Consider the following 15,139-nt stretch of genomic DNA (forward strand, 5'->3'; position numbering starts at 1 on the left):
CCAGTCCACAACAACAAGAAAATCAGACACTTAACATCAATGCAAACGTTTGTTTTAGAAAATCGGCTAATTCCCGGGAATCAGACTCATCCCGATGGCTTAGCGTATGGTAAGGTTAATTGGCAGGAACGAATAAACCGGAAAATTATAGTCATTGTAAGTGCTGAAAAATGTTGTTCCACAATTTTCCGGTAAAGATGCCAATCCAAAAAGCATGGATGAAAAATCTATTCCCTGAACTTCATTTGCCCTCCAGGAAGGATTGCTGATGCTATATCTCCATAAAATTTTATGGGAAGTTCCGGGAAGGGTATAAACGCCCTTATTGGCATTGTACAAACTCAGTAAATCATCTTTTGCACTGGAGTTGATGGGAATAAAGCCACTGATGATATGAGGGGAAACGACCTTACCCGAATTGTCGTTAATCCGGTTGGCATGATAACCCGATGGATCGCTACCAGCACCTAATCCCCATTCGTATGGCGAAATACCACTAGTAAAAGTCCACCATTTTTTATCCGCCTGCATGGCATTGTTCATGTATTGTATGTAAGCTGTATTTGCAGCATAGGGATGGCATAGGTAATAACAGAACTGCGGTATAAAATCAGAAAGGAACGAACCCGGTGCATCCGTTAAAACCTGATATCCCCAATAATTCGATTTCGGCAGATTGCTGGTATTTGCATAGAAGTTATTCCATAGCGTTGTTGCCGGTCCACCGGCTCCGTTTTCAGCTTTATAAGCAAGATGAGCCACGATCATGTATTCATTATACACTGCGGTATGCCCGATACCATTTCCATTGGCATCCAGAGAAAGGTAGATGGCACCGGTTGAAGGATTGGCAATCGCTTTTGACCAGTTTATGGATTGGTATAAGGCATCGACAAGACTGGCGATAGTAGTATTTGCACTGAAGTATTTTTTACAAAATAATGCTCCTGAAACCATGATCGCCGCATCAATCGTACTATATTCTGAATTCCACGCCCGGGCACCCGTTTCCATATCGACAAAATGTCTGGGGAAACCTGCAGTGTTTACATCCAAATGAAAAGCCGGGTTCTGACCTAATATCGTTTGCAGAGTGGTAATGGCCTGCTGGCTTCCATTGGAAGTCCATCCCATTTTATCGGCAATACAAAGGGAGATTAGTCCCGTTCCTATGTTGGCAACCGATGCGGGATGGTAGTCCGTACCATTGAATAGTTTTGAATCCCTATAAATCCCTTTTGCGTTTCGCTGCATTTCGTAGACACGATAGGAATTTCGGAACAGATCAGTTAAAATGGGAGAACCAGAAGGTTTGGCTTTTACTTCCTCTCCAGAGGTAGCCTGTTGTTCTTTTGAGCAGGAGGTTAATACTGAACAGAATAACGTTAAAATTAAAGGTAGCTTTAAGCTGATTAACAGGTTTGATTTCATAAAATCAATAGTTTTGTTTAAGATCATATTAAGCATTGAACTTATTTCAGAGTCTCTTAAGGTGCTGAATCCAATTATACATGCTGAAGTTTAATTGCATCGCATGATAAGAAGACTGTTTATTCTTATAAAAATAGTAATCATTGGAATAATCCAGTTCGATTAAAAGATCATCACTTAAAGCATAGCCGCAACCTAACATTAACCGGTTACTTCCAAATGAAGGCTGACTAAAAACGTCAGCTGAAGCCTGGGTAAATAATTCTTCTGACATTACCCCATAGATTGTTCCTTTAACTACTTCTTGAGCATTTAATGGCTTTACGAACTTTAGTTGACCTCTTATCCTGTAATTATCACTAAAATCCCCGGATTCTTTTTTCTTATGATGATCTTCAATCCGTAGACGCCCACTTAATGTGTACCCCTCCTTGTTAAAATAATAAAGCCCCTGAACCGCAGAACGAAACTCGGGCAATCCCTTTTGTCCGACTGCCATGAGTTCAGGATTATGATTATAACCTGTAAATACCGATAATTTCCAGTTTTTTAAAGCGTAATGCAGCCATATTCTGGCATACAGTTGCGCGTTTGAGTGAAAAGGAGTATTGCTTAGTCCCGGGATACTTGTCCAAACCTGACCAAGGTTAATTTCATTGCTCCAATTATGGGAAACAGGAGTAACAAACTGAAAATCATTCCAGAATTGATTATAGGAACTCTTTTGCGCGTTTACAAAACTACAAGAAAAGATTCCCATCCAAAGTAAAATCAGCTTTAATAAGCTAATCAGATTAAAATGCTCCACCCTCATGAATTTATTGCTGAACTTATCTTTTCAAATCAATATCAATCCCGCCTCATTTCCGATGTTTAATACAACCGATGCGGTAAACAAATATAAAACAATAGTTTAGTATTTATAAACAAAATCATTTATTCATAAAAAAGGCCTGCCGATTTTTTCGGCAAGCCTTTTCTTATTATTTCTGTTAAATATTATTTCTGTTAATTTTTCCGGCTCGCTTTAAAATTACCATTTGGCTGTTTAAACGTAAGGGACTGCACTTTATCACCGGTCAACTCAAACTTCAGGCTGTATCCTTTTAAGGCATTAATTTTAAACGAATGCTCCCCTAAAGAAGTGGTTTCATAATCTGGCTGTCCCGGAACGAGAACAAACAGGCTCTTCTCTTTAAGATAGACTTTAACCACAGTTTTGTTCAGGTCATACTCCCCTACATATTTTTGAAGCATTTCTTTAGTTAAAGCGACTGCTTTAGGTTGAAAGGCGAACATCACCTGCTTTCCATCAAGAGGAACATTCATACCTTCTATTTTTCCATCGGCCCCGGAGCGAAAATTGATTCTGAAAGTGCTTACTGCAGAATCGATTTTCCCTTTTTTGTCCATATCTCTGCACTCAAAAACATCATAATGATAATGTTTCAGGAAAACCTGCTCTTTACCCAATACTGCAAACAGGGAATCGCCTCTCTGAAATACGTCAATAGCTCCTGCAATTGGGTTTTGGTAGAAGCCCACATAACTTTTAGCAGGGTGCGAAGGTTTGGTATTTAGGACCTGCTCCGGTCCTGATTCTGGCTTTTCGGCTTTTTTCTTCTCCATAGCCTCTTTTTTCTTTTTGTTTTGCTGACCATTCCAATCGATGTTGTTCAGCTTAAAGATCCGGTCGGCGATGCTGTTGCGGATCAGGCCTGGAATGGCAGAAACATTCTGATTGCTCAGCACTACAATTCCAATCTTATCTGCGGGAAAGAAAGCAGCATTGGCCGAAAAGCCATCAATATTTCCACCATGTTCTACCAGGTAATGTCCACGGTAAGAGCTGATCATCCAGCCAAGGCCATAGCTAGCGGAGTAAATATCTTTAAATTCTCCGGGCAAAGCCTCATTCATGACCATTTGTGCACCGGCAGCCTCAGCAATATAAGACGGGGGAAGGATCTCCTTACCCTGATATTGACCTCCTTTTATCCAAAGCTGTAACCAATGGGCCATTTCATTTACACTACTGTTGATTGATCCCGCCGGGCCCATACCAGAAATATCATAGTAATCCATCTTTTTGATGATGCTATCCCGCTCCAAGCCATAAGGTAAAGAAGCGTCAGCGTCTTTCTGCATGTCGTAGATACTGGTATTTGATCGCTGCATGTCCAGGGGAACAAAGAACTTCTCCTTTATATTTTGTTCCCAGGTTTTTCCTGTTAATTTTTCGGCGATCATTCCCTGAGCAAGAAACATATAATTGTTATACTGCCATTTCTCTCTTAATCCGGCATTGGGTTCCATATATTTCACACGTTGCAGAATGCTATCCCGATTAGGCGTGTTAAAGAGATACCAGGAATAATCATAGCGGGAAAGTCCCGTTCTATGACACATCATATCACGAACGGTAATCTGGTTATTCATATGGTCATTAAAAAAACGCAACTGCGGCAGATAAGAAGTTGCCTTACCATCCAGGGAGAGTTTACCTTCCTTCTCCAGTAATCCAAGCAAAGCTGAGGTAAACGCTTTCGAGCTTGAACCTATCGCAAAAAGTGTATTTGGAGTTACAGGTTTCTTATTTTCCAGGTCCCGGTAACCAAATCCTTTGCTATAAATTACCTGATCTCCCTCTACTACTGCTACTGCAAAACCAGCGGCTTTCTGATCTTTTAATATTTGATTTAGCAGGATATCCAGATCTGCGAGCCGGCTATCCGGAGTAGTTTTCTTTTGTTGGGCAAGGACGCAAACGCTAAAACAAGAAAGAAAAAGGCAGGTAAATATTTTTTTCATACAATTGGGTTTTGTAGCATAGGACGCATGATTTTGCAGATAGTTACAATAATTTGAGCTTAATGAACTTCCTTCAATTTTAGATCATCGTGACACATTAAACTATTTTTTCATAAAAAATATACTAGTTTAGTAACTCGAACGTTACAAATGCACCTAAAGAAACAACAACGCCAATCTGATGATGAGCTTCTGAAAGCAATTCAAAACGATGATCGTTCTGCTTTCGAGAGTCTCTACTATAAATACTGGCAGAAGCTCTACCTTTCTGCCTACCATATTCTCAAGGATATCCATGCTGCGGAGGATATCATTCAGGAAATCTTTGCACAATTGTGGTTAAAACGAGATCAGGTTTCCATTGATAATTTAGCCGCTTATCTACATACTGCAGTCCGTTTTCAAGTGTTTAAAGCCATCCGTGACGGTAAAGCCAGGATAGATTTATCAAGTCAGGCCGAAGAATTTTTCGACAAAAACAGTATAGAAGATTCCCTTCATGAAAAAGAGCTGGATAAGCGTTTAGAAGAAAGCATTGCAACCTTACCGGAGAAATGCAAGGAAATTTTTATCCTGAGCCGTAAGGAGCACCTAAGTGTTAAAGAAATTGCAATACGCCTTAACATCTCTCCGAAAACCGTAGAAAATCAAATCACCATTGCATTAAGAAAGCTTCGCACCCATATGGGTGATCTTTTATTCTGGGCACTAATCTTACTCCGGGTGATCATAAGACATTAGCCACTGGCAATTTTCTGATCAGAAACAATATTTTTTTATTTTTCTTCAGTTCCTTTGGGGGATCGCCCTTGTTTATGGTACATACCTAAAAATAACAGGAGTGAACGAAGCTGAATTCAAACATTTAATAGAAAAATACCTGGACGGGAAAGCCAGCGATGCCGAACAGGTATTACTGTTTAGTTTTTATGATGAATTGCATAAGGACCAGTCAGACTGGAATCCGACAGTGATGGGTGAATCAGAAGAAATAGAACGGATGATTTTAGGAAGGATCAATGTGAACATTGATGCAAACGAAGTAAAACCTGTCATCAAAAGGTTCCCTTGGTGGTCTGTTGCCGCTTCCATACTCATCCTGTTAAATCTGGGCCTTTATTTTTTTAGTCAGCAACCACCAGCTCATAAAGTAACCGAACAAGCCATATCAAGGATTAAAGCAGGCGGAGATAAAGCCTTTCTGATCCTTGCCAATGGAACAAGGGTAAGCTTAACCGATGCCGATACCGGAAAAATCGCTGAACAAATGGGTTTAAAAATATCAAAATCTGCAGACGGACAGTTGATTTATACCATTTCAGACACCAAATTATCCATGCCAACCGGCGAACCTGTTTATAATAAAATTGAAACCCCTATTGGCGGAAAATACCAGATTAACCTGCCCGATGGCACAAAGGTATGGCTGAATGCCGCATCATCCTTAAGGTATCCTGTTATTTTTACCGGTACAGAGCGTAGAGTAGAGCTTACCGGGGAAGGTTATTTTGAGGTCTCCAAAGATAAACACAAAAGGTTTATTGTAAGCACAGAAGGTCAGGAATTAAGCGTTTTCGGGACTCATTTTAACATCAATGCCTATCATGATGAACCTGCCATAAAAACAACGTTATTAGAGGGTAGTGTTAAAGTAAGCCAGACCAGCCGAACCCATTCGGCACAACCTGCCCTATCCCGTTTTCTTAATCCCGGACAGCAATCTATATTAAGTGCCAAAACTTTTGAAGTGAGGACAGTAGATACAGAAAGTGCAGTAGACTGGAAAAACGGACGGTTTATATTTAATAATGAAGACATTAAAAGTGCCATGCGCAAACTGTCAAGATGGTATGACATTAAAGTTTCTTATGATGGGAATTTTGAGAACATCCACTTTGGAGGCTCGTTTTCACGGACGAATCACCTGGCTGATATTGTAAAAATTTTAGAAGCTACCAATGAGTTTAAGTTTAAAGCTGAAGGAAGGGAGGTGACGATTGTAAAATAAACATTTACTCAACAGCAGCCCAAAATAAAACCGGAAGTGTTGACTCCACTCCCGGCAGTAATAGTTTTGGGATTGCCATTCCAAAGAATCAATATTTTTTAATCAACCAAACATAACAGCACATGACTTGTCATGCGATGTCTGTTGTTGAAACCCAAACTAACCAAATGTATGAAAAATTACACTTTTAATTCATACGGCACCCGCTGTATGAAAAATAAGTTACTTGTTACCCTAAAGTTTACAGTACTCTTAATTATTTCTGCTTTTATGCAGGTAAGTGCTGCCAGCTTCGCTCAGAAAAACATCACCTTATCCGAAAAGAACGGTTCCTTAAAACAAGTCCTGAAATCTATAGAGACACAAAGCGGATACAGCGTTTTTTTTATCCAGAAAATCATAGACAAAGCACTTCCGGTAAGCATTGATGTAAAAGATGTTCCCTTAAAGACAGCCCTTGACCAATGTTTTGAAAATCAGCCACTCAGCTATTCCATTCAGGCAAACACCATTGTTATAAAGGAAAAAGATCAGAAAATCCTGAAAGTAAGTATAGCGGCAAATGCACAGGATGTAACAGGAACGGTTGTTGATGAGAACGGATCCGGAATTCCCGGGGCAAACATCAGGATCAAAGGAACTGATCGCGGTGGCGTAACCGACAACAATGGACAGTTTAAACTGACCAATGTACCGGCAGGGGCTATTTTAGTGATCTCTTATATCGGCTATTTTACCCAGGAAGTGAATGTAGGCTCAAACAGCCGTATCTCCGTTAAAATGCAGGTACAGCCCAGCGACCTGACCGAGGTTGTAGTGGTTGGTTATGGTGCACAGAAGAAAGCTAACTTATCCGGATCAGTAGCCACCATCACCTCTTCTCAACTGAAAGATCGCCCCGTAACCTCTATGCAAAATGCTTTACAGGGATTAACACCGGGATTAACCATTATACAACGTCCCGGAGATGTGACTTCTGTAGGTTCAGTGACCTTAAGAGGGCGTACCAATCTGGGCGCCGCAAGTCCGATGTACATCATCGACGGGATACCCGCTACCAGCACTCAGTTTGCCTCATTAAATCCAAATGATGTGGAAAGTATTTCTGTATTAAAAGATGCTGCCGCAGCTTCAATTTATGGATCCAGAGCAGCGAATGGCGTATTGGTCATCACCACCAAACGAGGTAAAGGAGAGGATAAAGGTGCTGTAGAATTCAATACCACCTATGGTTTACAATCCCCGACCAGGTTACCAAAATATACCAATGCAACAGATTATGCCACCTTGCTGAACGAGGCATTGACTAATGCAGGGAGAGCAGCACTCTATTCTCCTGAACAAATACAAAAATTTGGCAATGGCAGTGATCCGGATAACTATGCCAATACCGACTGGTACAAACTTGCATTACGGAAAAATCCGGCGCAAAGCAACTCAACTATTAGTGTGAGCAGTGCGGGGAAAGCTACCAACTACTATTTAAGCGCATCTTATCTGAATCAGCAATCTGTGGTACCTAATAAAGATCAGAACAGATATACCTTAAACTTAAACGCAGATACTAAGGTAAATTCCATTTTGAAACTGGGAACAAACATCTCTTATTATCGTCAGAACTACGATATCAATGGTGGCGACCTGAGCTGGGTAGCCTTAAACCGGTTAACTCCTGTATTGGCTGCCCGTCAGTCTGATGGCTCATGGGGAACCATTGCCGGAGGTGCCCTGTCGACTACCCTTGCTGCCGATAACGTATTGAGAAGAATGGCAGAATCAGGAAAAAGTTATAACAGAAACAACTACCTCCAGACTGCCGCAACTGCAGTATTGACTCCGGTAAAAGGCTTATCTATTAACGGTCTTGCTTCCTTAAAAACAACCAATACCAACTCATGGGCATTCACCAATACGATGGACCCATTGATTAATTTCCTGACTAAAGCACCGATCACTTCAACTGCAGTAACGGTAAACGAACTCAAGGAAAAATGGGGTAAAACACAAAACTTTCTCGTACAGGGTTATGCCGATTATGAATACAAAATCAATCAGCATGTAGCCAAACTGATGGTGGGTGCCTCTCAGGAAAGTAACATTGCCAGATCAGCATATCTAGGCAGAAAGAGATTCCCGAATAATGACATGACGACTATCGTATCCGGTTCCTCTGCTACCGAAGATGTGAGTACCCTGACAGATGATCTGAATCAGAATATTCTGGGAAACAGCACCTCAGACCTGGAATGGGCAATGCGTTCTTTCTTCGGAAGGTTTAACTATAGTTTCAATGATAAATATCTGCTGGAAGCAAATTTAAGGATGGATTATTCCTCCCGCTTTCATCCGGATGTGAGACGAGCCATATTCCCTTCATTTTCAGCAGCATGGAGACTATCACAGGAAAGTTTCATGAAAAATGTAACCTGGATAAGCGACCTGAAACTCCGTGGATCATGGGGTATGTTAGGAAATCAGGATGCAGTTCCTCTGGGCAATTACTTTTCATTGCTTAAATCGGGTTATTCCTATAGCTTCGATGGAACCCCATATGATGGCGTATGGCAGGCCGCAGGTGTGGAACCATCTGCAACCTGGGAGAAAGTACGCATGACTAACTTTGGGTTAGACTTCTCTGTACTCAAGGGAAAACTGGTTGTAAACGCAGATTATTACATCAAGAATTCTACAGACATTCTCATTCAGCGTAATGCCCTGGCCCCTTATGCCCTTACCCCACCAGCCAGAAACGCCGGATCGGTAAAAAATAAAGGACTGGAACTTAACCTGAGTTATAATGATGTCATCGGTACAGATTTCAGGTATTCCATTGGTGCCAACTTATCCAAAATCAGCAATAAAATCACTGGCCTTGGCGGAGACAACAACCGGATGACCGGAACATATTTTATAGAAAAACTGGGTGAATCCGTAGGTTCATTTTACGGTTATGAGGCAGAGGGTTTATTTGTTGATGCCGCAGACGTTGCAGGCCATGCCTTCCAGACTGCTGCAACAGGTCCTGGTGACATCAAATATAAAGACCTCAATGGCGATAGTAAAATTGATGCCGCAGACCGTAAAGTAATCGGTAATGATGTTCCTTTTCTAAACTACGGCCTGTCACTGAACATGGCTTATAAAAACTTTAACCTGGAAGTATTAACCTATGGTGTAGCCGGGGTTAAAACCTATCTGGAAAGTGAAGCAGGGTCTCCCTTTTTTAACAGTGCCGGTGTAAAAGAAGCTTTCAAAAGCAGGTGGACCAAGGAAAATCCGGATCCAAATGCGGACTTCCCACGGTTGTTACGCAGTCAGGATGGACCACAAAATGCACAGATTTCTTCTTTCTGGCTCTTCAGTGGTTCTTACTTCAGGGTGAGAGGACTTACGCTTGGCTATTCTCTGCCGACATTGCTCACTCAACGATTAAAGGCTCAGGGCATTCGCTTCTACATTACAGCAAACAATCCATTTACCTATATGGCTGATAAACGCCTGGCGGATTACGATCCGGAAACAGGTTCAGGACGTGGAGGAAATGGACCGGGATTAAAAACCTGGTCAATAGGTGCTAATATTAAATTTTAAGTAGAACAAGATGAAAAAGAATATTTATATCAAATGGATTGGTGCTTTTGTTATCGTACTGGCTATCAGCTCCTGCAAAAAAGACTTTTTAAACAGACCTCCACAGGATCAGTTGTCGGACGCCACTTTCTGGAAAACAGAAAATGACCTGTTTTCAGCATTAAATGACACCTACAGCTCCACCCTTCCCGGTGAAGGCGGTACTATCTATGATGATGCCAAAACCGATAACGCCTATGGTCAGTATCCATGGGAAAGTACAGCCACCGTCGTTTCCGCAGGAGACATTACTTCTACCACCGATGCAGGATGGAGTTTTGGAGCCATCAGAAGTGCCAATCTCCTCTTAGAAAATGCAGACAAAGTACAAATGGATGCCGGCAGAAAAGAAAGGTATAAAGCGGAAGCCAGGTTCCTAAGGGCATTCTCTTATCTGGATCTGCTCAATAAGTTCGGAGATGTTCCGCTGATTACCAAAACCCTTCAGTTTGCAGAAGTAGACGTCAAGAGAGCCCCAAAAGCAGAAGTTTACAAGTTCATTATAGACGAACTGACAGCAGTAGCTCAGATCCTGCCTCAGACTTATGCCGGAGGGAAATATAACGACAAAGGCAGGGTTACCAAAGGTGCGGCAATTGCCCTTAAAGCCAGAGCTGCGTTATACAATTCGGACTGGAAAGTTGCTACAGATGCCGCTAAAGAAGTCATGACATTAGGTTATTCCTTATTCAAAGTAAGTGCAGAAACCGGCGATGATTTAGGTGACGACTATAGCAAATGGGCTACTTTCAGCAATGCTGCAGAAGAGAAAAAATTCCGTCTGGGTATCAGAAGCTATGAGCAGATTTTCTGGGCAAAGAACAAGCAAAACAGCGAGGTGATCCTTGACAGGCAGTACATCCAACAAAAAGATGCCAATACCCTGAATACCTTTTTACCTTCTGCAAACCTTGGGGGATGGTCTTCTGTAACGCCTACCCAGGAACTGGTAAATGACTACCTGAACTATAAAACAGGAGAACCTGTACCAGTGGTAGATCCTGCAGTACGTGCCACACTCTTCAAAAACAACGATGCAGCATTTGCCAATGAATATAAAAACCGTGATCCAAGGTTTTATGCGACTGTTCAATTTGTGGGAAGCCCCTGGAATAACATAGAAAGCGGGTATGAATTTGCCTGGAATGGCGGAGGTAACAACAACTCCTCTACAGGATATAATTTCAGAAAAATGGTTGACCCTGAAATTTATAAGGCCCAGCTGGACAATTATTCCAATGTGATCCTGATCCGCTATGCAGAAATTCTATTGACTTATGCGGAGGCTCAGAATGAATTGGCAGGCCCAGATGCCTCCGTTTATCAGGCACTTAATGACATCAGAGACAGGGCAGGTATGCCGCAGGTAGATCAGGCAAAGTACAATTCCAAAACATCTTTACGGGAATTAATCCATAGAGAAAGAAGGATCGAACTTGCCCTTGAAGGTCAGCGTTATATGGATATCCGCAGATGGAAGATTGCGCCGCAGGTGATGAAGAACATTACGGATATAAGGAATACACTGGCTCAGAAAAGAGTATGGACAGACAAATTGTACCTGATGCCAATTCCACAGAACCAGATGGACTTATCAAACGCAATACTCACACAAAATACTGGTTATTAATCTTCTGCCATCAGGGTGATTTGGTTAGCACCCGGCAACATGAGATACACAAAAGGTTTGGTCGCCTTTTACCGGTGTCTCAAACCGGGCATCAAAAACACGATGTCCGGTTTCTTTAAATCCGATTCCCATTTTTTTCTATGTAGGTCCTATTAAATCAAAAACTAATCATCAACTATAAATTTAAACCAACAAACTATGAAAAAAAACCTATTACTAGCCATTCTAATTGCGGTGGCAACGATGACGACTTTTAGCTGTAAAAGAGCAGTAGAAGTCCCGGCTAACGGACAAATCCGGGCAAATGCTATAGCTGGTACCGGCGATGGTCCACAATCTGGCTTAAACAACCTCAATGTCGTTTACTTCATCCCTTCAGATTTAGACACCGTTCCAGGTTACCAACAACGGATAAATGGCGTAATGGTCTATACCCAGAATTTTATTTCCAAATGGATGAACCACTGGGGATATACCAATAAAACAATTGGATTGCCTGTTAACGCGCAGGGAAAATTAAAGATGGCGGTCATCAGAGGGGCACAACCTAAAGCTCAATATCCTTATGAGGGCGGAGCCGGAGCAGTAATGACAGAGGTTAATGCTTATTATTCGGCACATCCGACAGAAAAAACCAGCGACCATATTCTGGTGATTATGCCTACTTATTCCTATGGCTCAAACGGTGATCCTAGCGGAGGGCCGTTTTACGGAATCGGCCGCTGGTGTTTCGCACTGGATTACACTGGCCTGGATACCCTCAACCTGGGTAAACCAGATGACAAATTCTCTACTAAATGGATTGGTGGCTTTGCGCATGAGCTGGGACATGGCATCAACCTTCCGCATAATGGCGGAGCTCAGTCTCAAAATATTTCGTACGGTACCACCTTGATGGGCTACGGAAATGGGACTCTTGGCAAATCAGCTACTTATCTCTCTCCTGCAGACGCCGCCATCCTTGCCAATGGCCAGACTTTCAGTACCGCATCCAGATCAGATTGGTATGCAGATCCGGGATTCCAGCTTAAAAAACTTTTCGCAAAGTATCAAAATGGGAATATCATTGTTTCCGGAAAATTCTCCACTACCAAAGCGGTGAAGGATATAGCCTTTTATCACAGAAATAAAGGAAATGATAATGGTGGATACAATTCGGTGACCTTTGCGGCAAAGCCAGTTGGAACGGATAGCTTTTACGTGAGCATGCCTGTTTCAGACTTCAGGGATAAAGCGAATACCAATTATGAATTTACGATACGTTATGTCCATGAAAACGGCAGTATAAGTACTTATGCAACCGATTATTCATTTGCCAATGATGTTCCTGTCATCAATTTCGGCGACAAGCCCGTTTACAATAAATCGACATGGAGCATTACTTCTTTCAGCTCGCAGGAAACGGCAAGTGAAAGTGGAGCAGCCGTTAACGTAATTGATGATGCAGTGAATACTTACTGGCATTCCCGTTGGTCTTCCAGTGCTGCCAGTTACCCACATTACCTGGTGATTAACATGGGTGCACGCAAAGACGTTAACAGGTTTACCTTCAGACAGAGAGATTCCAGAAAAGTAAAGCTTCTTGAAATTCTAACCAGTAACAATGGCTCCAGCTGGACCAGTCTTGGTGATTTCACCTTACTGGATACGACCACTCCACAGGATATCATTTTATCAACCGTTAAAAATTTCAAGTATTTTAAGTTAAACATGAAATCTTCTTATGACGGTGCACAGTTCGCAGCACTCAGCGAAGTGGGTACTTATAAAGACTAAGATTATTTTTTCAGGAATAGCAGCTTAATAAAAAAGGTTGGATTTCATCGTGCTTTCGCCGTTTGAAATCCAACCTTTTATGATAAAAAGCTACAGGTTTCCGGTCTATTCCCGCTCTCCGATCAGTACACCAGAGACATTCCATGCACTGAAGCTCGTTCCTTCCGGTTTACCCAGCGGAATAGCCACCTTTAGCGTATGCTTTCCTTCCTTCAGCTCCGGCAAAGGAATTTCCACCGGAAGGGTAATTGTACCCGGACACCAGTTGGAGCGGCTCAGGTCTGAAGAAGACAAGCCATTGCCAAAATTACCTGAAGCAGGATTCAACATGCGGTAAGTCGCACAATCTTCCCTCCATGGGATAAAATGATAAACCCGTTTTCCGTCCACAAAAATCTCATTTTGTTTAGGCACAAATTCATCTCCGTTCTCCCATCCACCATGTCCGGTAGTCAGGTACCTTAAGCGAAGGTTTTTAACCCCTGCAGGCACATCTACGGTTACGGTAAGCGAATCCTTGTCGAACATTGTCCCATACTCCTGCCCTGCCATCTCCATCAGATTCGTGGTGTTAAAGGCCGGCATCATCCAGGTCTTTTTAAGGTTTTTATCTTCAGCTCCATCTCCCGGATAATATTTAAAATTCAGGCTCGCTTTATGCCCGCCTTTATCATAGTTCCCAATAAAAACCCCGATCCATACTTCGCCTTGTAAGCTTGGCAGCAATGCTGTAATATCTTGTTTGTATACTACCGAATCTGCCCAGTTGTATCCCTGTATTTTTGCCTGTTCGTTAAAGTGTCCGGCTCCGAAAGAAGTGAAAAAACGCATCAGTTCCAGTGGCGGGAGATATTGATCCGTAGCGGTTACCCCCTGATATTTCTTCCCGTTTTTTCCCTCATATACAGGGAGTACCTGTAAGCCGTTCTGAAGGGCCTGAAGAAAAGATACTTTCCGGTCTACCGGGATCATAAATACGGATCCGGTACGGTCGTATGCATCTCCGTTAGAATGTTGTATCAATTCAGCAAACAGGTTTTGTCCGGCCGAAGTTTCAGGCAGCTTCACTTTTTTAAGGATTACGGTACCGCCGGAAAAATGATAGGTAACATTGGCCCGCTCCCCGGTTGGGTTTTCTATTTTCCGGCCAAAGTGAATCTGTTCATCATTGAAAATCCGGATCGTCTGATACCGGCTTTCTATGATCTGACGCTGATAAGCCGGTTCATCCAATAACTTTCCCCATTGTGCAGGCCAGTTCAGTTCCTCCGCGGTAATTTTGCGATAATCGATACGGCTTGCCACTGTTTCAGAATTCCCGTTGCGGATCACTTTAAGTACCAGGCCCATATCGGGTGCAATAGAAATCGTCGGTGTACCTTTGATTTTTAAGTCAGTATTGTACCATACCTCAATCGTATTGGAACGGATAAAGAGCTTTGCCTTTTTACAGGCGATGCCACAGATGGTATCTATACCTGGCAGCAGTTCCGCTTTGGTATATTCAGAAAATGGCTTTTTAAAGGTATAAGCCATTCCCTTGTTGTTCAGCACCTGATAACTTGCAGCTTCTTTAAATTGCAGGAATTGTTCTTCAGTTTGTTTACCCTGACGGGCTACGCGTGCCTGGGTTCCATTGGTAAATAGTTTTAGCTCTCCGCCAACATCTTTCCCATTGCTACGGAATTTATACGTAACAACCGCCTGGGAAAGATCAGCATTCTTTTTCTGCGCAAATAATGGTGAGCCCATTAAAAGCAATACACATCCGGTTAGTAAGGTTCTCATGGGGGCTAAAGTTAAGCATAGGATCATCATTAAATCTATTTTTGATAAAAAATGAATATTTCTGC

9 protein-coding genes are annotated in these 15,139 nt (G+C 42.2%); 5 read left to right on the forward strand and 4 right to left on the reverse strand.

Going from position 1 to position 15,139, the window contains the following annotated elements:
* Positions 1-99: 99 nt before the first annotated feature.
* The 3 genes from BFS30_RS03975 to BFS30_RS03985 form a co-directional block, all read right to left on the reverse strand.
* Positions 100-1,431 carry a hypothetical protein gene (locus BFS30_RS03975; protein WP_083252283.1) on the reverse strand — a complete coding sequence of 444 codons (1,332 nt, stop codon included), beginning with the start codon at positions 1,429-1,431 and terminating at the stop codon, positions 100-102.
* A 46-nt stretch (positions 1,432-1,477) separates the two neighbouring features.
* Complete coding sequence (locus BFS30_RS03980) at positions 1,478-2,239, reverse strand: DUF2490 domain-containing protein (protein WP_167353125.1); 762 nt, start codon at positions 2,237-2,239, stop codon at positions 1,478-1,480.
* Positions 2,240-2,439: 200 nt separating this feature from the next.
* Positions 2,440-4,242, reverse strand: coding sequence for a serine hydrolase (locus BFS30_RS03985; RefSeq protein WP_069378082.1), 1,803 nt, complete (start codon positions 4,240-4,242; stop codon positions 2,440-2,442).
* Between the two features lie 150 nt (positions 4,243-4,392).
* On the opposite strand from BFS30_RS03985, the gene BFS30_RS03990 reads away from it, so the two are divergent.
* The 5 genes from BFS30_RS03990 to BFS30_RS04010 all read left to right on the forward strand — a co-directional run bounded on the left by BFS30_RS03990 (position 4,393) and on the right by BFS30_RS04010 (position 13,286).
* Positions 4,393-4,983 (forward strand): RNA polymerase sigma-70 factor, encoded by a 591-nt coding sequence (locus BFS30_RS03990; protein WP_069378083.1) that lies wholly within the window; start codon positions 4,393-4,395, stop codon positions 4,981-4,983.
* Between the two features lie 100 nt (positions 4,984-5,083).
* Entirely contained in the window at positions 5,084-6,250 is a 1,167-nt protein-coding gene (locus BFS30_RS03995) for a FecR family protein (protein WP_069378084.1), read from the forward strand.
* Between the two features lie 210 nt (positions 6,251-6,460).
* Positions 6,461-9,841 (forward strand): TonB-dependent receptor, encoded by a 3,381-nt coding sequence (locus tag BFS30_RS04000; protein WP_167353126.1) that lies wholly within the window; start codon positions 6,461-6,463, stop codon positions 9,839-9,841.
* 10 nt (positions 9,842-9,851) lie between these two features.
* The gene (locus BFS30_RS04005) at positions 9,852-11,510 is read left to right on the forward strand and encodes a RagB/SusD family nutrient uptake outer membrane protein (protein ID WP_069378085.1); all 1,659 of its coding nucleotides are present in this window, start codon (positions 9,852-9,854) and stop codon (positions 11,508-11,510) included.
* A 198-nt stretch (positions 11,511-11,708) separates the two neighbouring features.
* On the forward strand, positions 11,709-13,286 hold the full coding sequence (locus tag BFS30_RS04010; protein WP_069378086.1) for a discoidin domain-containing protein: 1,578 nt from the start codon (positions 11,709-11,711) through the stop codon (positions 13,284-13,286).
* Positions 13,287-13,391: 105 nt separating this feature from the next.
* Here the strand turns inward: BFS30_RS04010 and BFS30_RS04015 are convergent, their stop codons facing one another.
* The gene (locus BFS30_RS04015; RefSeq protein ID WP_069378087.1) at positions 13,392-15,074 is read right to left on the reverse strand and encodes a PNGase F N-terminal domain-containing protein; all 1,683 of its coding nucleotides are present in this window, start codon (positions 15,072-15,074) and stop codon (positions 13,392-13,394) included.
* Between the last annotated feature and the right edge of the window lie 65 nt (positions 15,075-15,139).

Origin of the sequence: Pedobacter steynii (assembly GCF_001721645.1) — a bacterium.
Taxonomy (GTDB): domain Bacteria; phylum Bacteroidota; class Bacteroidia; order Sphingobacteriales; family Sphingobacteriaceae; genus Pedobacter; species Pedobacter steynii_A.

Coding starts and splice junctions, on each gene's coding strand:
- BFS30_RS03990 (WP_069378083.1), top strand. CDS start 4,393: ATGCACCTAAAGAAACAACAACGCCAATCTGATGATGAGCTTCTGAAA.
- BFS30_RS04015 (WP_069378087.1), bottom strand. CDS start 15,074: ATGAGAACCTTACTAACCGGATGTGTATTGCTTTTAATGGGCTCACCA.
- BFS30_RS04005 (WP_069378085.1), top strand. CDS start 9,852: ATGAAAAAGAATATTTATATCAAATGGATTGGTGCTTTTGTTATCGTA.
- BFS30_RS04010 (WP_069378086.1), top strand. CDS start 11,709: ATGAAAAAAAACCTATTACTAGCCATTCTAATTGCGGTGGCAACGATG.
- BFS30_RS03975 (WP_083252283.1), bottom strand. CDS start 1,431: ATGAAATCAAACCTGTTAATCAGCTTAAAGCTACCTTTAATTTTAACG.
- BFS30_RS04000 (WP_167353126.1), top strand. CDS start 6,461: ATGAAAAATAAGTTACTTGTTACCCTAAAGTTTACAGTACTCTTAATT.
- BFS30_RS03985 (WP_069378082.1), bottom strand. CDS start 4,242: ATGAAAAAAATATTTACCTGCCTTTTTCTTTCTTGTTTTAGCGTTTGC.